The 26,140-nt window shown below is 41.9% G+C and carries 21 protein-coding genes and 2 pseudogenes; 2 read left to right on the top strand and 21 right to left on the bottom strand.

What is annotated here, in order from left to right:
* Window positions 1-675: Hsp70 family protein (locus tag H5185_RS04525; protein WP_259396159.1), on the bottom strand; the 675-nt coding region annotated here is incomplete at its 3' end.
* Window positions 676-1,374: 699 nt separating this feature from the next.
* On the opposite strand from H5185_RS04525, the gene H5185_RS04520 reads away from it, so the two are divergent.
* A complete protein-coding gene (locus H5185_RS04520) occupies window positions 1,375-1,710 on the top strand; it encodes a hypothetical protein (RefSeq protein WP_124017657.1) in 336 nt (111 codons plus the stop codon).
* Window positions 1,711-1,812: 102 nt separating this feature from the next.
* On the opposite strand, the gene H5185_RS04515 is transcribed toward H5185_RS04520, so the two are convergent.
* The 4 genes from H5185_RS04515 to H5185_RS04500 form a co-directional block, all read right to left on the bottom strand.
* Window positions 1,813-3,087 carry a glutamate-5-semialdehyde dehydrogenase gene (locus H5185_RS04515; RefSeq protein WP_182697851.1) on the bottom strand — a complete coding sequence of 425 codons (1,275 nt, stop codon included), beginning with the start codon at window positions 3,085-3,087 and terminating at the stop codon, window positions 1,813-1,815.
* A 10-nt stretch (window positions 3,088-3,097) separates the two neighbouring features.
* On the bottom strand, window positions 3,098-4,207 hold the full coding sequence (gene proB / locus H5185_RS04510) for a glutamate 5-kinase (RefSeq protein WP_124017659.1): 1,110 nt from the start codon (window positions 4,205-4,207) through the stop codon (window positions 3,098-3,100).
* A 283-nt stretch (window positions 4,208-4,490) separates the two neighbouring features.
* Window positions 4,491-5,780 (bottom strand): NCS2 family permease, encoded by a 1,290-nt coding sequence (locus tag H5185_RS04505; protein ID WP_182741465.1) that lies wholly within the window; start codon window positions 5,778-5,780, stop codon window positions 4,491-4,493.
* 846 nt (window positions 5,781-6,626) lie between these two features.
* A complete protein-coding gene (locus H5185_RS04500; RefSeq protein ID WP_182741464.1) occupies window positions 6,627-8,168 on the bottom strand; it encodes a leucyl aminopeptidase family protein in 1,542 nt (513 codons plus the stop codon).
* 182 nt (window positions 8,169-8,350) lie between these two features.
* Here H5185_RS04500 and H5185_RS04495 point away from each other — a divergent pair, with 182 nt between their 5' ends.
* Window positions 8,351-9,814, top strand: coding sequence for an aminoacyl-histidine dipeptidase (locus tag H5185_RS04495; protein ID WP_182741463.1), 1,464 nt, complete (start codon window positions 8,351-8,353; stop codon window positions 9,812-9,814).
* A 93-nt stretch (window positions 9,815-9,907) separates the two neighbouring features.
* Here H5185_RS04495 and dinB read toward each other — a convergent pair whose 3' ends face one another.
* The 16 genes and pseudogenes from dinB to H5185_RS04415 form a co-directional block, all read right to left on the bottom strand.
* Window positions 9,908-10,987: a DNA polymerase IV gene (gene dinB, locus H5185_RS04490; protein WP_182722054.1), complete on the bottom strand. Its 1,080-nt coding sequence runs from the start codon at window positions 10,985-10,987 to the stop codon at window positions 9,908-9,910.
* Window positions 10,988-11,123: 136 nt separating this feature from the next.
* Window positions 11,124-11,591, bottom strand: a complete 468-nt coding sequence (bfr, locus tag H5185_RS04485; protein ID WP_124015678.1) for a bacterioferritin — start codon at window positions 11,589-11,591, stop codon at window positions 11,124-11,126.
* Window positions 11,592-11,603: 12 nt separating this feature from the next.
* A complete protein-coding gene (bfr, locus tag H5185_RS04480) occupies window positions 11,604-12,074 on the bottom strand; it encodes a bacterioferritin (RefSeq protein ID WP_124015677.1) in 471 nt (156 codons plus the stop codon).
* 232 nt (window positions 12,075-12,306) lie between these two features.
* Window positions 12,307-12,530: pseudogene (gene nqrM / locus H5185_RS04475) on the bottom strand ((Na+)-NQR maturation NqrM).
* A gap of 85 nt (window positions 12,531-12,615) precedes the next feature.
* Entirely contained in the window at window positions 12,616-13,629 is a 1,014-nt protein-coding gene (locus tag H5185_RS04470) for an FAD:protein FMN transferase (protein ID WP_124015675.1), read from the bottom strand.
* Between the two features lie 122 nt (window positions 13,630-13,751).
* On the bottom strand, window positions 13,752-14,999 hold the full coding sequence (gene nqrF, locus H5185_RS04465; protein WP_124015674.1) for an NADH:ubiquinone reductase (Na(+)-transporting) subunit F: 1,248 nt from the start codon (window positions 14,997-14,999) through the stop codon (window positions 13,752-13,754).
* Between the two features lie 46 nt (window positions 15,000-15,045).
* On the bottom strand, window positions 15,046-15,654 hold the full coding sequence (nqrE, locus tag H5185_RS04460) for an NADH:ubiquinone reductase (Na(+)-transporting) subunit E (protein WP_101085796.1): 609 nt from the start codon (window positions 15,652-15,654) through the stop codon (window positions 15,046-15,048).
* Window positions 15,655-15,659: 5 nt separating this feature from the next.
* Window positions 15,660-16,292 carry an NADH:ubiquinone reductase (Na(+)-transporting) subunit D gene (locus tag H5185_RS04455; RefSeq protein WP_011636426.1) on the bottom strand — a complete coding sequence of 211 codons (633 nt, stop codon included), beginning with the start codon at window positions 16,290-16,292 and terminating at the stop codon, window positions 15,660-15,662.
* The gene (locus H5185_RS04450; RefSeq protein WP_124015673.1) at window positions 16,292-17,077 is read right to left on the bottom strand and encodes a Na(+)-translocating NADH-quinone reductase subunit C; all 786 of its coding nucleotides are present in this window, start codon (window positions 17,075-17,077) and stop codon (window positions 16,292-16,294) included. The genes H5185_RS04455 and H5185_RS04450 overlap by 1 nt, the downstream gene beginning before the upstream one ends.
* Window positions 17,070-18,269 (bottom strand): NADH:ubiquinone reductase (Na(+)-transporting) subunit B, encoded by a 1,200-nt coding sequence (locus H5185_RS04445; protein WP_124015672.1) that lies wholly within the window; start codon window positions 18,267-18,269, stop codon window positions 17,070-17,072. The genes H5185_RS04450 and H5185_RS04445 overlap by 8 nt, the downstream gene beginning before the upstream one ends.
* Window positions 18,269-19,603, bottom strand: coding sequence for a Na(+)-translocating NADH-quinone reductase subunit A (locus H5185_RS04440; protein WP_182697845.1), 1,335 nt, complete (start codon window positions 19,601-19,603; stop codon window positions 18,269-18,271). Before H5185_RS04440 ends, H5185_RS04445 begins: the two co-directional genes overlap by 1 nt.
* Window positions 19,604-20,059: 456 nt before the next feature.
* Entirely contained in the window at window positions 20,060-22,135 is a 2,076-nt protein-coding gene (locus tag H5185_RS04435) for a TonB-dependent receptor (RefSeq protein WP_182741462.1), read from the bottom strand.
* A 196-nt stretch (window positions 22,136-22,331) separates the two neighbouring features.
* Complete coding sequence (gene luxS / locus H5185_RS04430; protein WP_124015669.1) at window positions 22,332-22,841, bottom strand: S-ribosylhomocysteine lyase; 510 nt, start codon at window positions 22,839-22,841, stop codon at window positions 22,332-22,334.
* Window positions 22,842-22,930: 89 nt separating this feature from the next.
* A pseudogene (locus H5185_RS04425) lies at window positions 22,931-24,068 on the bottom strand (TRAP transporter substrate-binding protein).
* A 145-nt stretch (window positions 24,069-24,213) separates the two neighbouring features.
* Window positions 24,214-24,513 carry a BolA family transcriptional regulator gene (locus H5185_RS04420; RefSeq protein ID WP_124015667.1) on the bottom strand — a complete coding sequence of 100 codons (300 nt, stop codon included), beginning with the start codon at window positions 24,511-24,513 and terminating at the stop codon, window positions 24,214-24,216.
* 119 nt (window positions 24,514-24,632) lie between these two features.
* Window positions 24,633-26,054 carry a DASH family cryptochrome gene (locus H5185_RS04415; protein ID WP_182741461.1) on the bottom strand — a complete coding sequence of 474 codons (1,422 nt, stop codon included), beginning with the start codon at window positions 26,052-26,054 and terminating at the stop codon, window positions 24,633-24,635.
* Window positions 26,055-26,140 lie beyond the last annotated feature (86 nt).

Raw genomic sequence — 26,140 nt, 5'->3', positions numbered from 1 at the left:
ACGTGATGTGAACATCATGCCATTCAAAATTATTGGCGCTGATAACGGTGATGCATGGGTTGAGTCTCGTGGTAATAAAATGGTACCACCACCTAAATCGTAAACGGCAACGACGTTGTCGCCTTGCTTCTTATCGATACCATAGGCAAGTGCAGCAGCTGTTGGTTCGTTGATGATACGCTTAACATCAAGACCTGCGATACGGCCAGCATCTTTAGTTGCTTGACGTTGTGAATCGTTAAAGTAAGCAGGAACAGTAATAACCGCTTCAGTCACTTCTTCACCTAAAAAGTCTTCAGCTGTCTTTTTCATCTTTTTCAAGATTTCAGCCGACACTTGTGGTGGTGCCATTTTATTACCACGAGACTCAACCCATGCATCACCGTTATCAGCGCCAATAATTTTGAATGGCATGATGTTCACATCACGTTGCACTTCATCGTCTTTAAAACGACGACCGATTAAACGCTTAATCGCAAAAAATGTGTTTGCAGGGTTAGTAACAGCTTGACGCTTAGCAGGTTGGCCAACAATAATTTCATCATCGGTGTACGCGATGATTGAAGGGGTTGTGCGATCACCCTCTGCGTTTTCAATTACGCGTGCTTTGCCGCCATCAAGGACTGCTACACACGAGTTTGTTGTGCCTAAATCGATACCAATAATTTTGCCCATGGGGTCCTCCGAAATTGACGTTATTCGTCGCAAATATGTTATTTGATGTTGATATGGGGATGAACAACCAGTATTTCAAGCATTTTATTGCTTAACTTGAGATTCATATTAACCACTCATATCAGCCTTGATACCTATATTGGGACAGCAAAGTGAATTACAAGGGGAATGCTAAAAATTTATCGTGTTTTACTGATATTATTGACGCAGCATCAATGAGCGAAGGGGTTTTCTCTTCAACTAACAACAACAGCTTAAATAATTGTATTGTCGAGCTTACCACTGCAATGTGAGGCTAAACCGCCTGTTTATTTTATTTTGGTTAGCTGTAGCAAGGCGCAAGCTCTGCCATGTCTTTACTATTACCCCTTAAGCCTTTTACGTCTTATAACAGCATGAACTGCTCGAATATTAGTCTCAAATAATCCAACGTTACTTAGGCACTGATGACTGACCTTTGCAGCCGAGTTTACCGATGGCTAACATCAGCTAACTCAGAGAGAATAGGCACTCGGGTATGTTTTAATCCTCCTCATATTAGCTAACCCTATCAGCAGAACTTATTGTCAGGATATTAAACAGCGACAGATAAGCATTAAATAACGCTATTCATTTGATAAAAACACAACTAAAGTTATAAAAGTATCAAGGATGCTTAGAAAACAATCAAAATGCAATTAATTGAAGAGGTAGTAGGCAATGGGACTGCCAAGATGGAATTTAAGTGATAACACGGAACGTAAAATACGCATTATTATTTTAATCGTTGTAGCATTAATCCTTATCTATGAAAAGTTTTGTGGCATGAGCTCCACTCAATATCCAGCGATGTATTTAAGCGTGTTTTCACTGATAGCCACGTTTATGACCAATGCGGTACAGCGTCGCTATTTCACCTATGTAATGGAATACGCTCAAGCATTTAGAATTGTAGCCATATTAATGACCGGAGCATTTTTTGTGATTTGGTTGTTAACCACCTATGAACGCTTGAATGAATCCGCAATGCCAAGCCATCTTATTTATAATATGTAATGCGCTATTTGATTGTCAAAAACCAGCTCTACATTCACAAATTATCAATAATAAGGACGCTTAACAGCGCCCTTATTATCATGAATACCATCACCCAATCAGTTATTGTCTACAAGTATAATCGCCCCAGGCGAGCCACTTATAAGTCGTCAAAGCATCTAACGCCATGGGACCACGAGCATGCAATTTTTGGGTACTCACGGCAACTTCTGCGCCAAGACCAAACTGTGAACCATCTGTAAAACGAGTACTGGCATTCACATACACTGCAGCGGAATCAACTTGATTCATAAAGTCGCTCGCTGTGTGAATGTTATCCGTTAAAATAGCCTCAGAGTGTCCTGTTGAATATTGACGAATATGCTCCACGGCTTCGTCAATATCATTGACCACTTTGATCCCTAACGTAAGTGATAACCACTCAGTTGAGAACGACTCATCATGCGCTGGAGTAACATCAAAACCTAGACCGTCAAGATAAGGTAAGGCAATGGCACAAGCATGGAAACGTACCCCAAGCGAATGTAAATGTGAGGCAATATTTGGAATAAATTCAGCGGCTACCTGTTGATGTATTAGCAATGTATCTAAGGCATTACACACTGTTGGGCGTTGCACTTTAGCGTTAGCAATCACATCAATTGCACGGACTAAATCGGCCTGTTTATCAACCAATAAATGACAGATGCCAATCCCACCTAGAATAACTGGAATACTCGATTGTTCAGCACACAACCGCTGCAGATTTTGTCCACCACGGGGGATAATCATATCGACATATTTGTCGAGCCTGAGCAAACCACTAACAAGACTACGCTCAGGTGAATCAATAAGCTGCACGGCATCTTTAGGTAAATCTAGGCTCACGAGTGCATCTCGAATGACTTCACTTAGCACTTTATTGGAGGTCAGGGTTTCTTTACCGCCACGCAAAATCACAGCATTGCCAGTCTTTAACGCTAACACAGCAATATCAACGGTGACATTTGGCCGAGCCTCATAAATCACTCCCACTACCCCTAATGGGACACTGCGACGTGTTAAGCGTAAGCCGTTATCTAATACTCGACTTTCAGCTTCTTTACCGACAGGGTCAGCTAGGGCGATGACATTATCAATGTCAGCGATAATCCCGCCAAGCCGTCCTTCGTCCAGCATCAACCTATCGATCATGGCTTCGGTTAAACCACTTTGCTTCGCAGCAATGATATCTTGTGCATTGGCTTGTAAAATATCATCTTTTCGCTGAGCTAAGTGATCGGCAATAGTTGCTAACAACAGGTTTTTCTGTTTTGCCGTTAAACTCGCTAAGATAAAACTGGCAGCCTTAGCGCGTTGGCCGAGTAGGGTTAAATATTCTGTTTCTGTGGCTGACATCTGCTTATCCTTAATTATCGAGTACGACCATATCATTGCGATGAACCACGGCATCCCCGTAGTTATAGCCGAGTAAACTTTCTATGTCATCAGAGTGTTTACCGCTAATTTTAATTAAATCATTGGCACAATAACGGCTAATGCCTTTAGCCAAAATCTTACCGATTTGATTCACGATCAGTAAAGTCGCACCGCGCTCAAAATGACCTTCTACATCAATAATACCTTTAGACAATAAGCTACGACCATTAGCAACTACAGCAACCGATGCTCCAGCATCAATGACTAATTTACCTTGCGAAGCTGGGCCGGCAAGGATCCATTGCTTGCGACTTTCTAATGGATTTTCTATGGCACTAAAATGAGTACCAACAGACTCTCTAGCCGCTACTCTGGCGATAACATCAGGATGATGACCGGAAGCGATGACCACTTCAATACCCGCACGGCGAGCCACATCGGCAGCTTCTAGTTTGGTTGCCATACCACCCGTTCCAAGTCCAGACACAGAACCGCCAGCTAACAAACGCAAACTGTCGTCGATATTAACAACTTGTTTAATCAACTGTGCTTCTGGATGCGTGCGCGGATCGGCATCAAATAAGCCTTTTTGGTCAGTCAGTAAGATCAGTAAATCAGCATCGCAAAGCAAGGCTGCACGGGCGGACAAATTATCATTATCACCCACCTTAATTTCATTGGTGGCAACGGCATCATTTTCATTAATGATCGGGATAATATTATGAGCTAATAATGCATTTAAAGTGTCACGGGCATTTAAATAACGTTCGCGATCTTGCAAATCAGCACGAGTTAACAATAACTGGCCAACATGTAAGCCGTAAATACTGAACAATTGTGACCACGCCAAAATTAACTGACTTTGACCTACAGCTGCAAGTAACTGTTTATTCGCCATAGTGTCGGGCAACACCGGATAATGTAAATGCTCTCGCCCAGCAGCTATTGCGCCCGATGTACATAATACAACTTCAACGCCTGAACGCATAAGCGAGGCCATTTGCCTGGCCAATTCAACCATATGTGCTTTATCGAGCTTTTTACTGCCAGATGTCAGCACGCTGGTGCCTAACTTAACTACTACGCGGCGATAACCCATTTATCTCACTCAGCTTGCAAAAAATATTCAGTTCATTTTTATACCCAATTCACTCGATAATTCATAGTGAAAGCCGCTAATAGTGGAATATTTATCGAGATTAACTATTTTCAGGTTAATAAATGGTTATCAAACAGTCTCTAATCCTGCTAACTCAGTTTCATTAAGCTTAAATAGCTTGGCTATTGGCGCCTTATTAGAAAAACAAAAAAAGGGCTAATAGCCCTTTTTTGTTTTGGCCTTAGCCAATTTATAACCATTTACCCTATTGATGGGCAAAGGATTAACTATAAATAAATTTCGCCACAAACAATGCTGCTACAACTAAAATACCTGAATTTAAATCTTTAAAACGTCCTGTCATCAATTTGATTGCAGCGTAAGAAATAAACCCAAAGCCAATAGCATTGGCAATAGAGAAAGTTAACGGCATTAATAAACATGTCACCACCACTGGAGCGGCTTCCGTTATATCTTCCCAATCAACATTCACCAGACCCGACATCATTAAAATAGCCACGTAAAACAAGGTACCAGTTGTTGCATAAGCTGGCACCATAGCAGCTAACGGCGATAAAAATAACGCCGCAACAAACAACAATCCAACCACCACAGCGGTTAAACCTGTGCGGCCGCCAGCACTTACCCCTGCAATACTTTCAATATAGCTAGTCGTCGTTGATGTACCCAATGCCGCACCGGTAATGGTGGCAACACTGTCTGCTGTTAATGCACGTTTAACTCGCGGCAAGCGGCCTTTTTCATCCAGTAATCCACCACGTTGTGCAACAGCAACTAAGGTGCCGGATGTATCGAATAAATCAACAAACAAAAAAGCAAAGACGACAGATAACATGCTAATTTCTAATACACTAGACAAGTCCATTTTCATGAATGTCGGTGCAATAGACGGTGGCATAGCAACTAAGCCTTGATACTGTACGTCACCAAAAATCATGCCGAGAGCCGTCACGATCAAAATACTAAAAATAACTGCCGCTTTCAGGCCACGATGCACCATAGCAATAATTAAGAAGAAACCTAACGCCGCCATCAAGGCTGGAAATGAGGTAATGTCACCCATAGTCACTAATGTTGCAGGACTTGCCACAACAATGCCGGCATTTTTTAAGCCAATTAATGCTAAAAATAAACCAATACCTGCCGCGATACCAAATCGCAATGACATAGGAATACAGTTAACAATCCACTCGCGGATCCTAACTAGAGATAGAATTAAGAAGCACACTCCAGACATGAACACCGCACCAAGGGCCGTTTCCCAGCTATAACCCATTTCACCTACTACAGTGTAAGTGAAAAAAGCATTAAGCCCCATACCAGGCGCTAATGCGATAGGGTAATTAGCCAATAAGCCCATAACTAAGCACCCTATGGCAGCGGCTAAACATGTGGCAACAAATACCGCACCATGATCCATTCCTGCATCAGCAAGCATCATAGGGTTGACGAAAATAATGTAGGCCATGGTTAAGAAAGTAGTAAGACCGGCTATCGCTTCTTGTTTAAGACTCGTGTTGTGTTGTTTAAGTTTAAATAATTTTTCTAACATGGAGCGAAGGTCCTTGGGCAAAGGTTAACGTTGAGTTTATCGTTTTAATCGTTACAGATGAGGATAAGGCATGCTTACATGCTAAGCCGACATCTTTACGCAGGATAGGTGTGAATCAGCGGGAAATTATAAGTACTTACGACCTTGATAGCTATCAATTGCCTTTTTATTGAAAGATTTCAGTTTTTTATATAACGCACTAACCAATTGGCTAAATTTCAGGTAAAAAAAAGCCTACTCAAAAGAGTAGGCAGACATGTTACAAGCATTCCGTATGGGGAAAGGAAAGCTAGCACCACTGAATGTGATGTGGTAATAAATATATTAGTTTATCACCTTGTCTAAACCGTCAAACGAGACGAACAAAAGGTTGATGGATATTAAAACGACGTAAAGAGGGTCAATTCTTAACGTTTCATGGCGAATATACCGCCACGTAAAACTGTCACATCAGCAAACCAAGTGTTTTGCCAATAAAATTTGCTGCTACCTGTATAAGACATGGTCTTCTCCTGAATAAAGTTAAGTTGCATAAACCTAGTAAAGCTTGGCTCGGTTCCCTGGAACGTACATTTCTCAAATCCATTGAGACAACTTGTCACTCAGATCCTTGGAGGCTATATCCATCCTGGATTAACTAGAGCCGGCAATGATATTCCTTGCCGACGAAATGAATTATACAAAACTGTAATTTAATTACAAGTATTATTTGCTTTAATTCACAAAAACTTCATTAAAAGTGATTTAATTACAATAATTTCTGATTATAACCATGTTAACTCATTGTTATCGGCATGTTATATTTAAAATAATACCATTAATTACAACAGCTTAATCGCGCGACACCTACAAAAAAGAAAACTGTAATAAAGCAACCAAAGGGCTTGCAGTTGGCTTTCCGTAGAGAGGATCGCCCTCAACAGCACTGCCTGCAATATCGATATGGGTAAATGCCAGTTGTGTTTCGGCTAATCCAGACGCTTTTATCAAGAAAGCGGCAGGATATTGATGCCCACGAGCCGTAATTGAAGACGGAGCATTATTCGATGACATCACATCTGCAGCGCCATTTTTATCGGCAACTTTATCAAAGTCTTCTGGACGTAATTGTGAAACCTCAAATGGTTCCCCCCATAATTGCCCCACTTCAGCTAATGTTGCTGCAACACCTTGCTTTTTAGCCACGCTATTTTCAACTAATGCAGGGTAACCACCGTAGGCTCGTACAACATGACCGGTTAACGTCGCCACCGAAAACAATTTTGGATTCACCGCAGTTTGAGCCTGTAAACGTAAATGGGATAACAAATCGGCTAGCACTAAACGCCCTTCAGCATCGGTATTACCTATACGGACTCGCACACCTGCGTGACTGGCAATAATTTCATCGGTAACAAATGCATCACTGCCAATACTGTTTCTCACTAATCCAAGCTCGGCGACCACTTTGATCCCTTTAGGTTTAAGTATCGATAGCGCCTTCATTAAACCGGCAACCGCAGCTGCGCCACCTTTATCACGGCTCATGCCAGCCATTGACCCGGCAACTTTAATATCAGCGCCACCAGTGTCGTAAACCACGCCTTTACCTGCAAAGAATAAGGTTTTGGTAATAGTGCCTTCACCAACATATTCAAGCTTTACCACTCGTGGATGATGACGAGCCACATCAAAAGAGCTTCTGCCAACAGCGCTTAATAATGGATATTGCGCTTTTAACTGCTCGGCTTGATCAATCACAGAGACAGCCAAACCGCTATCAGCAAAAGCATCAACACAATATTGTGCAAACCCAATAGCCGACATACGCTCAGGTTCTGTACCACAAAGATCGCGCGCCAATACTCGTCCAGACTCTGCCGCATTAAGTAATAAACTATGGGTGGCGGTATTCAATAGTCCAATCGCGGTTAAACTCGGTGGCAAAGACTTTGCTTCTCGTGCTTCTAACGGTTGCCAAAGCTCTTGTCCACACGCCAGTGCGGCAACTTGTTCAGCATTAGCAAAACGCTTGTCAGTTACGCTTGGTACAACTAATAAAGGTTTAGTGGCACCTGCGGCTTTAGCAATGGCAATCCCCTCTCGAGCAGCTTTGGCAAAAATCCTCACATCGCTATACTCATTGCCGCTATCAGCCACTGGAGAGATGATCAATCGACCACCGGCCAACCCTGGTGCAAAAAGGAGCGTGGCACTTTTACCGACACGCATATCAATTTGGCGGGCGTGTGCAGCAAGCAAACTCACTTCATCTTGTTTAATCTCAGCTAAACTCGTCGCTATCACGACAACAGCGTCCCAACCTTCGCCTTCAAAAATAGCCCCATCACTTGTGACATCAATAATTGGCACTTGGAACGCGGTAACCGCTTTATTCACTTGGGTCATACAAGATCCTTACTCTTTAGGAATACAGATAAATTAGTGGGTTCATAATTATTTACAGATTTGTGGACTAAACCTTGGCAAATCGGTATCGCAATATCAAGTAACTGCGCAGAATATGTTAAAATAATTGCAGTTATATTCTGTGTCGTATATCGACTTGATTTCATCTTAGAGGGCGTTTCGTGACTGCATTAACTCAATTATATCCTCAGCCTCTATGGCAATGGTTTGAACAAATTTGCGCTATTCCACATCCATCAAAGCATGAACATGCGTTATCACAACATATTCAGCAATGGGCAAAAGCTCAAGGCCTTGCGGTTGTTGAAGACAAAGTCGGTAACTTGATCATCCGTAAGCCTGCCACAGCAGGAATGGAAAACTGTAAAATAGTGGTGTTACAAGCGCACATTGATATGGTGCCGCAAAAAAATGCCGACAAAGTACATAACTTTGAAACCGATCCGATTGAAGCTTATGTAGACGGTGATTGGGTTAAAGCTAGAGGAACAACCTTAGGTTCTGATAACGGTATTGGTATGTCTTCGGCGCTGGCTGTTTTAGGCAGTAAAGACATTAAGCACGGGCCACTCGAAGTACTGCTCACCATTGATGAAGAAGCTGGCATGACGGGCGCTTTTGGTTTAGAAGCCGGTTACCTTGATGCAGAAATCTTAATCAACACCGACTCTGAGCAAGAAGGTGAAATCTACATGGGTTGCGCCGGCGGTGTTGATGCACAGATAAGTGTACCAATGTCTTGGCAAGCACCAGAACAAAGCAACACCAGCTTTTCACTGACCATGTCAGGATTAAAAGGCGGTCACTCTGGGGTTAACATTCACCTTGGACGTGGTAATGCTAATAAGTTATTAGCGCGCTTTTTGTTTAAATACAGTGACGAATTAGCCCTAGAGCTAGTTAGCTTTAGTGGTGGCTCGCTGCGTAATGCCATTCCGCGTGAAGCTAACGTGCAATTTATGCTACCAGTAGAAAATATTGACGCACTAAAGCAAGCCATTGAATCGTTCCAAGCCCTAGTTCGTGAAGAATTAGCCGTTGCAGACCCAGGCATGCTACTGAGCTTAGCCACCATAGATGCACCCACCAAAGTCATGGGCGAAGAAGCGCAAAATACCTTAATCGACTTATTACATGCTTGCCCTAATGGTGTAATGCGCATGAGTGATGAAGTGGAAGGCGTCACTGAAACATCACTAAATATAGGCGTTATCAGCACTGAAGATGAAAGCGTAGAAATATTATGCCTTATTCGTTCATTAATTGATTCAGGTCGTGAAGAAGTCACCGGTATGCTAACCGCACTATCAAACCTATCGGGTGCTAGCATTGATTTAAGCGGTGCTTACCCGGGTTGGAAACCAGATACTAGCTCACCTGTAATGGCAATTGTGCGAGACACCTATAACGATATTTATAAAAAAGATCCAACCGTGATGGTTATCCATGCAGGTCTAGAATGTGGTTTATTTAAAGAGCCTTATCCACTAATGGACATGGTCTCTATTGGGCCGACTATTCGCTATCCACATAGCCCTGATGAAATGGTCAACATCACCACTGTTGGTCAGTACTGGGAATTGCTACTTGCCGTATTAGAGCGTATTCCAGCTAAAGAAGCGTAATCAGTAGCGATGATTTATGCGTAAAACCAAAAAACGACAGAAATGTCGTTTTTTAGTTTTAGACTTGAGCGTTTTTCATTGCAACTCTAACCTTTAAAACTGCAAATCAAGCTGAGTAATATGTGCCACTGGATTATCTGTAACAGCCAATGTTGTATCAGCTAAACCAACACTAACCCCCAATAAGCGAATACCTCGCCCTTGGCTGCGCAGCAAAGCCTGTTGCAGTAAATCATGAAACAAATTAATCGACATTTCATCACTGCGATGTTCGATGGTGGTCTGTTTAAAATCATTAAATTTCAGCTTCACAACTTGCTTGTGGATCTGTCTATCTTTAGCACTGCGATGAACCCGAGCACTCAGTTCTTGAATCAGCTGTGGTAATACTTGACGACATTGCTCTAAGGTAAAAATGTCTTTGGCTAACGTAGTTTCAACCCCAACAGACTTTCGTACCCGATGCGGACTAATTTGTCTTGGATCTATCCCTTGTGATCGCTCAGCTAATACATGACCAAATTTGCCAAATACCTCAATTAATTGCGCTTTTGGATACTGTTGCACGTCGTAGCAGGTGGTTAAGCCAATATCAGCTAACTTTTTTGAAGTGACTTTACCGACGCCAGGAATTTTACTCAGAGGAAGATCTTTTACAAAATCACTAATTTGATTAGGAGTGATGACATATTGGCCGTTGGGTTTATTTAAATCGGAAGCGATTTTAGCTAAAAACTTAATCGGTGCAATACCCGCTGAGGCGGTTAAACCTGTGGTCTCAAATATATCATTTCGAATAGCCTTGGCAATTAACGTGGCGCTGCCTTGGTGAGCATCGCAATCAGTCACATCAAGATAAGCTTCGTCTAGAGACAAGGGTTCGACAAGATCTGTGTATCGATGAAAGATCTCACGTATTTGCACAGACACCGATTTATATACATCCATGCGCCCTGGCACTAAAATTAACTGCGGGCACAGCTGCAGTGCATGATAACTAGACATAGCACTTCGCACGCCAAATTTGCGGGCCTCATAACTGCAGGTACTTATCACACCGCGACGATCACTTCTGCCGCCAACAGCAATGGGCTTTCCTCGTAATTCAGGAAAATCTCGCATTTCTACTGCAGCAAAATAACAATCCATATCGATGTGAATGATTTTACGCATTCTATAACCATCATCATTTACTCAATTAAAAACAATGATACTGTATATAAAAACAGTATTCAATCATTGTCTCACGAACACAAAAAAGCCCAAACTGAGTTGGGCTTTACTAACATGTAACGTGTCGACTAAGTCGTTACATTTTAGTCTGTAAATAGTTCTGTAAACCAATACGTTCAATAAGACCTAATTGCTTTTCTAACCAATACATATGATCAGATTCAGTGTCATCTAATAACACCTCTAAAATTTCACGGGTTTGGTAATCAGCCTTTTGCTCACATAAGCCGATAACCTTACGTAAATGATCAGCCACATGGTATTCATATGCAAGATCATTTTGTAGCATTTGTTGCACATCTTTACCTATGTTGAGCGCTTCACGACTGGCAACATCTGGAGTGCCTTCTAAAAATAAAATACGTTGGATCAACTTAGCTGCATGTAATTTTTCATCGTCTGATTCATGTAGAATACGGGTATAAAGTTCGTTAAATCCCCAATCCTCATACATGTGAGCATGGACAAAATATTGATCCATAGCAGATAATTCGCCGGTTAATAAACTATTGAGCGCATCGATGACTTCTGGATGACCTTTCATAATAATGTCCTATTAATCGTTAATTTGTGATTGAAGGTAATTTTGAATACCCGTTTGAGTGATGAGCTCTTGTTGTGATTCAATCCAATCTAAATGCTCTTCTTCATCTTCGAGTAAATCTTCCATTAAATCGCGACTAACATAATCTTGCTGAGTTTCGCATACCTTAATGGCTTCACGCAAAATGGCAATTTGTTCCGTTATCGCAGTGAGATCGCAGCTAAGCATTTCTTCAGCATGTTCACCAATACGCAATTTATCTAACTGTTGTAGGTTAGGTAAACCTTCAAGAAACAATACACGTTCAATCAGCTTGTCAGCATGCTTCATGTCTTCAATCGATTTTTTATATTCTTTCTCATTAAGCTTTTCCAATCCCCAATGCTTAAACATACGAGCATGTAAAAAGTATTGGTTAATAGCGGTCAGCTCACAAGTAAGTACACGATTGAGTTGGCTGATGACTTTAGGATGACCTTTCATAGTAGTGTCCTCGAGAAGTAATGTGATCTTGATCAATTACAAACAGAATAAAACACTATAGGGTAAAATGCAAATTATCCTTTATTTTCACACACTTACAATTGATAACCATTATCATTATAACTAAGCTTTGTAACTGACCAGCAATACTCAAGCATAAAAAAAGCCTTCAAAATGAAGGCTCTTTACAAAGCATTAGTGAAATAACCTAAGCTTAAAATAATTAACGAGGTTAAATAATGCGATTTTGGTTAAGCAACTTATTTCGAGCTTGCTCTTTTTCCATACGGCGTTTGCGTTTATCACATGGATCATCACAGTCACAGGCTTTCTCTATACCTAAAACACCTAAACCACCGCAACTGCCTTCTACCGCTTTTTTCTTTACGATATAGCCAATGGACATTAGCAAAAAAATAATAATAAAACCACAAACGCTGCAATAAATGTACTCATCACAAACTCCTATTGACTCATTCAGATTAGGGTAAACTGGTTCAATAAATTAGTAGCTCAATCAACCAGTTTAAAAATAAGCAAGCTACTTAAGATACGATTTAAACGCATCACTGTAATAGACCTGATATCCCTGCTCTTGCTTCTCTATCAACATTACCGCTAAATTGTTCTTTTTAGCTAACGCCAATGAAGCCTCTGTACCTAACACCATCATGGCCGTTGCATATCCATCTGCGGTCATACAACTAGAGTGTAACACGGTTGCTGAAGCTAATTGATGCTTTATTGGATAGCCGGTACGAGGATCAATTAAATGTGAGAAGCGCTCACCATTTTCTTGATAAAAGTTACGATAATCACCCGAAGTTGCCAATGACATAGTGCCAGGTTCAATGATTTGCTGAACCGCTTGACCTTCGCTGGTTGGTTGCTCTACAGCTACTCGCCAAGGGGTATTATCACTCTTAGTTCCTTTGACATTCAGTTCGCCACCAATTTCAACTAAATAACCAGATACATGATATTTATCTAATAAAGCGGCAACCTTGTCGACGCCAAAACCTTTGGCAATTGAAGATAAATCGACATACAAATCTGCATTATGCTTGGTTAATGTCAAACCGTTTACAGACAGCTCATGTATGCCCATTTTAGCTTTTGCTGCATCAATTTGAGCTTGAGTAGGTTCTGATATAGGGCGCTTATCGGGACCAAATCCCCATAAATTAACCACTGGGCCTAAAGTGATATCTAATGCACCATCAGTCTCATTATAAAGACGCATGCCCTCTTTAATCACCTTAATTGTATCGGCCGAGACGCTAACGCTCTGCTGCACCTGCAATTGATTAAACTTAGACAGTTCTGAGTCAGGACGGTAAGTCGACATTTGATCGTTAACCACCTCCAATGCCATGTCAATTTCAGCTTGCAGTAGTTGTGGTTCGGGTAAGCTTTTATTACTGACCACTTTAATATGATAAGTGGTACCCATTGTACTGCCAGATAATGAAATAATAGGCTCTGGAGAGCTACATGCACTCACAAATAATAAAACCGCTGGCAATAGCAGTAACTTGATTGAATTTACAGTCATCTCAAATTTACACTTGTATTAAATGAACAAAAAAAATTGCAGCATGCGAGACCTGTGTTTAACCACCCTGTCTGCACTGCTGCAATCTCATGACTTACATGTCGATGTTATGGGTTAACTCATTAACCACCGAAATCATCTAATAAGATATTTTCGTCTTCGACACCTAAATCTTTTAGCATACCAATAACAGCTGCGTTCATCATTGGAGGTCCACACATGTAGAACTCACAATCTTCTGGCGCATCATGGTCACGTAAATAGTTTTCATACAATACGTTATGGATAAATCCAGTATAACCAGTCCAGTTATCTTCTGCTTGCGGATCTGATAACGCGACATGCCATTTGAAGTTCTCATTTTCAGCCGCTAAGCCATCAAAGTCTTCTACATAGAACATTTCACGTTGAGAACGCGCACCGTACCAGAAACTGATCTTACGCTTAGATTTAAGACGCTTTAATTGGTCAAAAATATGTGAGCGCATCGGGGCCATACCTGCACCGCCACCAATAAATACCATTTCTGCATCGGTATCTTTAGCAAAGAACTCACCAAATGGACCAGAAATAGTCACTTTATCACCGGCTTTTAAGCTCCAAATATATGAAGACATTTTACCGCAAGGCAAGGTTAAATTACGTGGCGGTGGCGTAGCAATACGCACGTTCAACATAATAATCCCAAACTCTTCTGGATAGTTAGCCATAGAGTAAGCACGAATGGTTTCTTCGTCTACTTTAGACTCTAACTTGAAGAAACCAAAGTGTTCCCAGTCACCACGATACTTATCAGGCACTTCAAACTCAGCATACTTAATATGATGAGCAGGCGCTTCAATCTGAATGTAACCACCGGCGCGGAAAGGCACAGACTCGCCATCAGGAATTTGCAGCTTAAGTTCTTTAATGAACGTCGCTTTGTTATCGTTAGAGATAACAGCACATTCCCATTTCTTGATGCCGAAGATTTCTTCATCAAGTTCAATTTCCATATCAGATTTAACGTTTACCTGACAAGATAAACGACAACCTTGACGAGCTTCGCCCTTGCTAATGTGATCAAGTTCGGTTGGCAGAATATCACCACCACCAGACTTAATATTCACACGACACTGACCACATGAGCCACCGCCACCACAAGCACTTGATACGAAGATGCCGTTGTCTGCTAAAACGCCAAGTAACTTGCCGCCAGCACCTGTTTTAATTGCTTTATCTGCGTCGCCGTTAATACCAATAATGATATCACCGCTTGCCACTAGTTTTGATTTAGCGAATAAAATCACTAACACCAAAACCAAGACAATCACAGTAAACATACTCACACCTAGATAGACTTCTAGTGGAGTAGATTCAAGAATACCCATTCACTTATCCTTAAAGGTTCAAATTAATGCGTCGTCTCAGTGACTCTTACAGAGAAACACCTGAGAATGACATGAAACCTAGAGCCATAAGACCTGCAGAAACGAAGGTAATCCCTAAGCCTCGTAAGCCATTTGGCACGTCAGAATATTTCATCTTTTCACGGATACCGGCTAGCAATACGATTGCTAACGCCCAACCAATACCAGAGCCAATACCAAATACTACGCTCTCGCCAAGGTTATAATCACGCTCTACCATGAAAGATACTGCACCGAAAATTGCACAGTTCACGGTAATCAAAGGTAAGAAAATACCCAACGCGTTGTACAAAGGTGGAAAATACTTGTCTAAAGCCATTTCCAAAATTTGCACAAGTGCTGCAATCACACCGATAAAGGTGATGAACTTCAAGAAGCTCAAATCAGCATCAGGGAAACCAGCCCAAGCTAGAGCACCTGGAGCTAACAGACCTTGATAAATAATTTGGTTAGCAGGAACCGAAATAGCCAGTACCACGATAACTGCAACACCTAGGCCCATCGCAGTAGTGATTTTCTTTGATACTGCTAAGAAAGTACACATACCTAAGAAGAACGCTAGCGCCATGTTTTCAATGAAAACGGAGCGAATTAATAAACTAATATAATGTTCCATTGCGTTTACCCTTTTGCTTCAACTTGCTCTGGCTTATACGTACGGATCAACCAGATCAGACCACCGATCAAGAAGAATGCACTCGGTGGTAGCAGTAATAAACCGTTAGGTTGATACCAACCACCGTCAGAGATTTTACTGAGGATTTCTACGCCGAATAATGAACCATTACCAAATAGTTCACGCACTACGCCGACAGACAATAGAATTGCACCGTAACCTAAACCGTTACCGATACCATCCATAAAGCTCATCATAGGCGGGGTTTTCATTGCGTAAGCTTCAGCACGACCCATTACGATACAGTTAGTAATAATTAAGCCAACGAACACCGATAACTGCTTAGAAATAGCGTAGGCATAAGCTTGTAATACTTGGTCAACCACAATCACTAACGAAGCAATAATGGTCATCTGTACAATAATACGCACACTGCTTGGAATATGATTACGGATAAGTGAGATAAACAGGTTAGAAAACGCTGTTACCGCAGTTAATGCAATCGTCATTACCAATGCTGTTTCTAACTTACTGGTCACAGCAAGTGCGCTACACACACCCAGAATTTGCAATGCAATTGGGTTGTTATTGATAATAGGTCCGGTTAGAACCTGTTTAAGTTCTTTAGCGTCAGCCATTAGCTTAACCCTCCGTTGTGTGCTTTAGCGATAAAGTTTGCAAAACCTTCTTTACCTAACCAAAACTGCAATGAGTGTTGTACACCGTTACTGGTAAGTGTTGCACCGGAAAGTGCATCAACACCATGAACAGAACTCGCCACTACAGGGTTTTTAGTTACACTAATCGCCAGATTGCCTTGCGCATCAAATAACTGCTTACCTTTCCACAATGCTTTCCATTTTGGATTTTCAACTTCGCCACCTAAACCAGGCGTTTCGCCTTGGTCATAGTAAACAAGTCCTTGAACTGTATTTAAGTCAGCTTCAAGTGCCAAAAGTGCATACATGGTTGACCACAAACCATAACCGTGAATAGGAAGAATGACGCTAGTCAGTTTACCTTCATCATTATGAACAAGGTAAACCACTGCGGTATCTGCAACACGTTTAATCGAGGCAATATCGTTTTCTGGCACAGACGAAGTGTCAGTATCACGAGACGCTTTACGTTGATCGTAAAGGTTAGCATTACCTTCAACAAACTCACCGGTTTTAAGATCAACTAAGCGAGCTTCAACATATTGTTCGTACTTGCTTAGGATTTCTTTCTTGGTGACTTTACCTTCTTTGGTATTTATCAGGCTCGCCGCTTCAAGAATATACTTTTGCTTATCGAGTAACTTATTTTCTTGCTGAATAGGCTTTAACACCACGGCAGCGGTCGAAACCAGTACTGAACAGATAAGACATAAGCCGACAACAACAAATAGCGTTCTTCCGAACGAATCTTTATTACTAGCCACGAGCAATCCTCCGCTTGATATTTGACTGTACGACAAAGTGGTCAAATAAAGGAGCAAATAGGTTAGCAAACAAAATAGCTAACATAATACCTTCAGGGAATGCAGGGTTAACCACACGGATAAACACTACCATTGCACCAATAAGGAAACCGTATGCCCACTTAGCGGTATTAGTAAACGACGCAGAAACAGGGTCTGTCGCCATAAACATCATACCAAATGCAAATCCACCTAACACTAAGTGCCAATACCAAGGCATTGCAAACATCGGGTTGGTGTCACTGCCAATCATGTTAAGTAAAGTCGCAATAGCAACCATACCTAAGAAAACACCACTGACAATTCGCCAAGAGGCAATGCGGGCATAAATGATAACCAGACCACCGAGTAAAATAGCAAAGGTAGAGACTTCACCGACTGAACCAGGAATGAAGCCCATGAAAGAGTCAATCCAGTTAGCCGTTGAGGCATAGTCAAACGTACCTTGTGCTGCTTGGCTTAATGCTGTTGCACCTGAATAACCATCAGCAACAACCCAAGTAGTATCACCAGACATGCTTAATGGGTAGGCAAAGTACAAGAAAGCTCGACCAGCCAATGCAGGGTTTAAGAAGTTACGCCCTGTACCGCCAAAGATTTCTTTCGCTACAACCACACCGAAGGTAATACCTAGTGCAACCATCCACAATGGAATAGTAGCCGGTAAAGTCAGAGCAAATAGTACCGAGGTAACAAAGAAACCTTCGTTAACTTCATGACCACGCACTGATGCAAATAGCACTTCCCAAAAACCACCGACGATGAAAGTCACGGCGTAGATAGGTAGGAAGAAGCACGCACCGTAGAACATCAAGGACGTAATGCCAGAGTCTGCAGTAAGTTGAGCGCCAAATAACTCAAATAAGCCAACTTGCCAAACATCTGGCGTACCGAAACCGGCTGCCATCGCGACTTGAGCTTGTAAGCCTACGTTATACATACCAAAAAACATTGCTGGGAATGTACATGCCCAAACCGTAATCATGATACGTTTTAGGTCAACATTATCGCGAACGTGGGTTGCCCCTTTGTTCACTTTACCCGGAGTATAAAATACTGTGGCAGCCGCTTCATAAAGGGCATACCACTTTTCGTACTTGCCGCCTTTTTCAAATTGCGGCTCAATACGTTCGATAAAATCTTTCAAACTCATTAGCCTTCCCTCTCGATCGTATCTAAACAATCACGCAAATATGAACCGTAGTCATACTTACCTGGACATACGAACGTACACAATGCCAAATCTTCTTCATCTAACTCTAATGCGCCTAAACGGGCTGCGCCGTCAAAATCGCCAGAGAGTAAATCACGAAGTAGCATAGTAGGTAGAATGTCTAGAGGCATCACGCGTTCATAGTTACCAATAGGTACCATTGCACGGTCTGAACCGCAGGTGCTAGTGGTCATATTAAATAGACGCGATGGGCTTAAGTGGCCTAAGAATGCACGAGTGATAGAGAATTTATCTGCGCCAGGCATAGCCCAACCGAACAATTCTTTTTCTGTCCCTTCTTCCAGTACGCTCACCTGCTGATGATAACGCCCCAGATAAGCTTGAGGTCCAACCGCTGTGCGACCGCTTAACACTGAGCCCGAAATCACACGAACACCATCACCAACTGTTTCATCAGCAGTCAGTTCAGTCATGCTTGCACCCAAAACGGTACGAACTAGACGAGGTTTTTTCGCTTTAGGACCACCAATTGCAACCACACGTTCAGTGTTTAATACACCTTGAGTGAACAGTTGACCAAAAGCAATCACATCCTGATAGCCAATATGCCACACAGTACGAGTTGCTGAAGCTGGAAGAACGTTGTGAATATGCGTACCCACAAGGCCTGCTGGATGTTTACCCGCAAACTCTTGGACTTGAGCATTGGCTGCTGGGATATCGGCACCTTGTGCTTTACATAGGTAAACTTTACCTTCAGTCAATCGTGCTAGAACCTTAAGGCCGTTAGCAAAATCTTCTTTATGTTGAGCTATGACTACCACAGGATCGGCAGCAAGAGGTTGGGTATCAATTGCAGTAACAAAAATACCTGCAGCAGTAGCATCTACAGCCGGCACTTTACTGAAAGGGCGTGTACGTAAAGCAGTCCACAAACCTGAGTCAATCAGATTATCACGAACAACTTGTACGTCTAACGTGTCTAACTTATCAGCATCGTATTGAGCAAAAGTAACGCTATCGTCACCTTCCACAGCAATAACAACTGACTGAAGTACACGTCTTGCACCTCGGTTGATTTCTAAAATAGTACCACTGGCTAAAGCCGTATATTTAACGCCTAAGTTCTTTTTATCTTCAAAAAGAACTTGGCCTTTTTGTACTTTATCGCCCACTTTGATTTTCATCGTTGGACGTAAGCCAATATACTCTTCACCCAAAGTCGCTACGTGTCTAATGGCTGGGCCATTATGGATAACTTGCTCTGGTCCGCCTGCTATAGGCAGTTCCAATCCTTTCTTAATTGTAATCATATCCACAAGCACTACGTTTGAAGGAAAGACAATGCGCCACGTTCCGCTGCAAAAACAAAGCATTAACAAATGCCTCACGTTTGAGCTAGCGCAGATTTAACTCGAAAATGCGATCGTAATCACGCTGGTCGCGCGCATTTTACCGCAAATATGAGACTATCGCCACGAAAATTATAGGTGTTTTCATACCAATACATTACTTTGTTAAATGATTTTTAGATCAGACTGAACGAATAAGAACCTGCAAGGTTATGCCGTATACGAAAATCTGATAAAAAAACTATCGCATTAATTTTAAAGAAATAAATTTCAGCTGTTCAACCACGAGAACAATTGTGACATAAATAATACTCCCCAAATGAGTCATCACTTGAGGAGTATTGGTATTTTGACATCAAAGTCACATCAGTTGTGATCGACTATGTCTACAGCTTACCTTAGCCTATAAACGATTCTCTAGAAATGGCCTTGATAACCAAAGTAAGTCGTCATTTCAGACTGTCCTTGGGATCCCATTACAGTGCGATTTGCCACTAACTCTTCGTCTAACAAATTCTCTACACGAACATACAGCTCGTGCTGCTCAGTCAAACGGTAAGTTGCGGCGATATCAACTTTCCATTGACTATCGATAGCACGCTCATTTGTGAAGCCACCTTGATAACCTAATTCAGATTGATACAAGGCTTGAGCCATAATAGAAAAGTCGCCATAAACAACACCTGAGCTTAAGGTCAGTTGTTGTTCAGGTACCCAAGGTAGTTGACTATTAGCAGCAAAACATCCCATCAACTCATTGCAATTAGCATTATCTGTTTCAGCTTGGGTATATTGATATTTGGCTTTAAGAGGAATTGAAAAACTATCAAAACTAACGCCATAGGCTATGCTCAAATCTGCGCCGACAACTGAGACATCTTTAATATTCTCTTGTAATGATATTTGCTCATAATCACATACCATGCCCGGCAAACAGCTCACATGCTGGCTATCGTAATCATGGATATAAGCCGTCATGGCAATCGATAAAGCATCTTGTTGATAGCTTAACGCTAATTGATATTGCAGTGCTTCTTGCGCCGTTTGCTCAATATTGCCAGCTGATGCGGCGGTCCAAGCTTGTTTGGCTTGTAACGCGACTAACCAAGGCCCACTCTGATAAGCCACTTCAATAGATGGCAACCAGCCATCATCAGAAAAATCAGCAGCATTAAGACTCGTATTTACATCACCAAGCTCGCGCGAAACACTGACATGCTCATAACCTAAACCAAGGTTAACAGACCACTGACCATAATTTAATTTGGTATCTACCGCAGATGAAAAAGCTGAAGCATCGTCAGTATATGTTAGGGCATATTCATTGTCTGTGGTGGGCAAAAGTACCAAATCATTGCCCCATAACCAATCTCGTTGACCTAAACGCATTTCAGCTTTGTCGGTGTGATAACGTGCACTATAAGTCACTTGATGTTGACCATACATAGTGACACCTTTAGTTTGCACACCAAAGCCAGCAAAGTCGTTGTTTTGCGTTAACGCGCCTAAGTTCATGCCATCGACAGTGGGTGATGTTTCAAACGTCGCAATGTCAGTTAGTGAGTCATTATCAATCTGCACACCATCAACAAAACGCATTTCTTGAGTTTGTTGCGAATAGGTTTGATAGTAAAAATCAGTATCCATGGTTGACGTCGCTGACAATATCACCTTATGAGCGAGTACATAACGTTGACGTTCGCCATCTGTGTTATCTGTGCTGGATGCGGAATATAAGGCAGTCGGGTTTAAGGCGAAATCTGCAGAGGTTAGCCCTAAGTTTCCGCGATCACTGTCTTGCGATGAATACTGGTAACTGAATTCGGTAGTCTGTTGGTTGCGCGCACCAGGTAAACTTTTGGCTGCTATTTTAAATAAAATATCTTTTTGGGTGGTATCGGCCTCTTGCGAAATACGATAACCGACATCGTCTGACGCTGATTGATAATCAACCGCCAGTAACATACCAGATTCTTTTGAAGTGCCACTCACTATGACACCACCATTGATGGCGCTATTATCACTGCCTTCAAGGTTAACATCAGTTGCAGCTTTTTTAGGGCTAATTTGTACAGACTGATAATCCAATTTACCAAAAGCGGCTTCAGAGCTTTCGGTGACACTGGTCATCCCCGTAAAGGATACTTGTTGTTGATGCAACAAATTAGGTTGCAATACTAGATGCTGTCCTGAATACGGCGCCGGAGAAAAGAAGATTCCATCTTGTAAAATAGCAACACCGTCTGTGGCACCCGCATGGGTGAACATCACATTTTGATGTGGTGTAGCAGGTAATACTGTTGCGCCCGCCAAACCGAGCACAATATCACTCTGACGATAATGATATTGGCTTATTGATGACTGCTGCAACTCAAGTTGATTATTAATCTTATCAATAGACTCTGTTACCGTTTCGGCAACAGCATTGGTTGAATAGCAAACATAAAGCACTGCGGTGGCTATCACTGACAGGCTAAATGGGTGGTTAGACATATTAATCTCCGTATATGTGTCTGTTCACGCAAAAATCGCTTAATTTGACAAGTTACTAACTAAAACATAAGCATCACAATAACGGTTTTTTTCACATAAAAATAGCGTACTTTTAACGTTTACTCGACATTGAGATGTGCTATTTTCAAAAAAAGCGGCTAAAGCCGCTTTATGATTACCGAGTTAATCAATTGAATTATAATTTACCTAAAATTTCATCACTCAGTTTGAGATCATCATTTTGGTTAACGCTTACGCCAGCAGCAATAATCATCCGCGCAATATCTTGAGCTTGTTCTAATGAGTGCATCTCGTATGTGCCACATTGATACTCATTTAATTCAGGGATATCTTTTTGATCAATCACATTTGTGACGTCAATCATGGCTGCTAACCAAGCATCAGCAACGTTACTTTCTGTCGGTTGACCAATTAAGCTCATGTAAAAACCTGTGCGACATCCCATAGGTGAAATGTCAATAATCTCAATACCATCACCATTCAAATGATCACGCATAAAGCCAGCGAATAAATGCTCAAGCGTATGAATACCACGCTCGCTGAGGATATCTTTATTGGGTGCACAAAAACGCAAATCGAATACAGTAATAGCATCGCCACTTGGCGTGCTCATATGCTTAGCAACACGAACCGCTGGCGCATTCATACGTGTATGGTCTACGGTAAAACTGTCTAATAAAGGCATTGCTTTCTCCAAAATAAATTTAAAAATCTGACAATATAAAGCCTAATAACCAGATACTATCACTATTCCAGCATTGTCACAGTCAGAGTTTACTGCGGATGTTGTTCATCTATTTCAAACTGACTTAACGCATCTTCGGTATAACTAAAATAACGTTTCACAGACTTCTCATTAGCGATATATGACTCTAATACTTTATTAAATAGCGGATCTTTAGCCGCTTCATGATTAAGGACATCATCTCGGGCATTTTTTAATGCTCGCATAACACTATAGGGAAAAGCTTTCACTTGGACATTGTGTTCGTTAAGCAATACGTCCATGGCAGCAATATGGCCTTGAGTATAATCATCTAACATATCTTGGTTAATGGCACTTGCCGCAACTTTAACCATCATTTGTAAATCTTCAGGCAAGGCAGAGAAAGCCTGCTTGTTAATGAGAAATTCCATAGTCGATCCAGGCTCGTGCCAGCCTGGATAATAGTAGTACTTAGCCACCTGATACAAACCTAGCGATAAATCATTATAAGGTCCGACCCACTCAGCAGCATCAATAGCCCCGGTTTGAAGCGCGCTGTATAATTCCCTGCCAGCTAGCGCATCAACAGGAACACCACCCAGTTTCTTAAGCACCTCGCCCCCAATGCCAGGTAGGCGCATTTTAAGACCTTTAAAATCTTCAGGTGTTGCAATGACTTTATTAAACCAGCCGCCCATTTGCATGCCGGTATTTCCTCCTGCTAACGGTAACACGCCAAAAGGCTGATAAACTTCCTCCCACAATGCCATCCCACAATGCCATCCCACCACCATAATGAAGCCATGCATTCATCTGTTGTGCGGTTAAACCAAAAGGAATTGATGAAAAAAACTGCGCGGCGGGAGCTTTGCCTTTCCAATAATATGAAGCGCTATGCGCCATTTCAATGGTGCCGTTACTTACACCATCAAAAACCGATAATGCAGGCATCAACTCTCCGGCGCCATAAACCGTAATCACTAAACGTCCGTTTGACATTTGTTTGACTAACTGCGCAAATCGTTCTGGGGCCATGCCTAAACCGGGCAAGTTTTTCGGCCATGAGGTTGCTAAACGCCATTTAATAACTTGATGAGGGAGTAAATCAGTTTGAGAAACAGAGTTTGCCTTTGCTGGCGCCTCTTGTTGACAGCCAAATAGTAATATAAGAACCATTAACCAGCAGATTGGTACCACCTTGCCCATGTCTATATCCTTTATCAATCAGGCTCTTCTACTCCATGACTGTAACATATTCATAACGAGTGACAAATACAACTGATTTACGACAAAAACAAAAAACCTCACGTCATCGGTGAGGTTTTTTATACACTAGACAAAGTGAGAAACATTAGCCTTTACAGTTAGGCGTTTTAGGTACTTCATCTAAAGCTTGCCATTCTGGCTGGCTGTAAGCATTGATAGATAAGGCATGTACACCGTTGGCTAATTCGTCTGCAAGTGCTTGGTTAACCAAACGGTGACGAGCAAGTAAACGCTGTTCGCTAAATTGATCGCTAACTACAACCACTTTAAAATGGGTTTCTGAATTAGGCGGCACATGATGACGGTTACTTTCATTAATCACCTCTAGATGCAATGGCGCAAAAGCGTGATTCAATTTATCGGTAATGATTTGTTCGACAGACATAGTGATACTCTTATTAATCCATATCGATGAAATCGCAGGGTACTGGTTTGCCGAATAAAGGTCAAACAAGCAGGGTAAAAGTTAACGTTTGAGCACAGCTTTCTCAAGTTGAACTGACATTAACTCCTTGGCCAATCGGTTATATCGACACTATCGATACAATATAACGCATGGCTCTCATCATGTTGCTGTAATGCCTCACGTCCCAACCATGCATTAATAAATAATCCTTGTGGATCGTATGTCTGCTGCTGTTTTTGCAGATTAAAACGTCTCGAACCGCGTGGGTCGGCGCCAACTCCGGCTAGATACTGCCAATTGCCCCAATTCACAGCTGGATCATAATCAATTAATTGCTGTTGAAAATACGCCGCCCCATAACGCCAATCACATTGCAGTTCATTGACCAAGCAACTTGCTACAATTTGCCTGCCGCGGTTTGACATATAGCCAGTGTCATTTAACTGCTTCATCAATGCATTCACAAACGGATAAGGTGTAGTGGCGGTTTTCCAAGCTTGAATGCGTTGGGCGTAAAAACTGGTTAATGGTTTACGCCCATTAATGCCTGAAAATCTAAACACCAGCGTATTGAATTTATGCGCGTAAAAATGGAAATACTCACGCCAAAGCAGCTCATACAAAATACACTCGGTCGATTCGTTAGCTCCTTGTTGCAACTCAAATTGCTTTAATGCTACCACGACTTGTCTTGCCGATAAGCAACCATTGGCTAACCAAGGCGAAAACTTTGTTGAGCATTCCCAGCCATCAAGTTCGTTGCGTACGGCTTTATAGTTATGGGCTAAATTTGACGAAAAGTAACTGTCTAATTGCAATTTTCCTTGTGCTTCACCACCGCAAAAGACATTGTTCATCGTTTGGGTTTGTGGCAACCAACTAGGATAAGCCAGCCAAGACTGAAGTTGTTTGTCTTGTTGCTTAAGTGCAACCATAGGCGGGAGCCAAGATACTGCATCAGTGGCTGGGCTGATATTAACGTTGTCGACCTTTTTACGAAACTGGCTGAATGTCGCAGCCAGATCGGCTAATTCAAAAGGCAGTTGCTGCAGCTCAAACAGCGTTTGCGTAGTAATAGTCGAATATTCAACATTGGGGCATTGCTGCTGAATCACTTGCCAAGCCGTTTGCTCATCGGCACCACTATGGTTACTACGGTATACCCTTGAAATATTATGAGTTTGAATTATATAGGGTAACGATTTTTGCGCTGAGGCATAAACAATATGCACCTGTTGACCATATTGATTCAACGTTTCGTCTAAAGCCCGTAATGACTCCAGTAAAAAACGCAGTCGGTACTTACCAACATACTCAGCCTGATATTGAGCTTGACGAAACCAGCTAGGGTCGATGCAGTACACCACCATCAACTGTTGTGCATGCAGGGCGATATCTGCAAAAATGGCATTATCTGCTACCCGCAGATCATCACCTAACCAATAAAGTGCATTGACAGTAGATTGGGACGTCGATTGTAGGTTCGAGTCTTCGAAAGTTTGCCCACCAGCATTATTCATCTATTCATTACCACAGTTTGTACTAATGCTAATGAGTACGTAGACATAGCGGTTAACGGTTCAATAATGATCCATTTTAGCGATAT

Origin of the sequence: Shewanella sp. SG44-6 (genome assembly GCF_014164185.1) — a bacterium.
GTDB classification, from domain to species: Bacteria; Pseudomonadota; Gammaproteobacteria; order Enterobacterales; family Shewanellaceae; genus Shewanella; species Shewanella vesiculosa.
The sequence above is the reverse complement of the archived record's forward strand: the minus strand, read 5'-3'. Positions and strand labels throughout refer to the sequence as shown.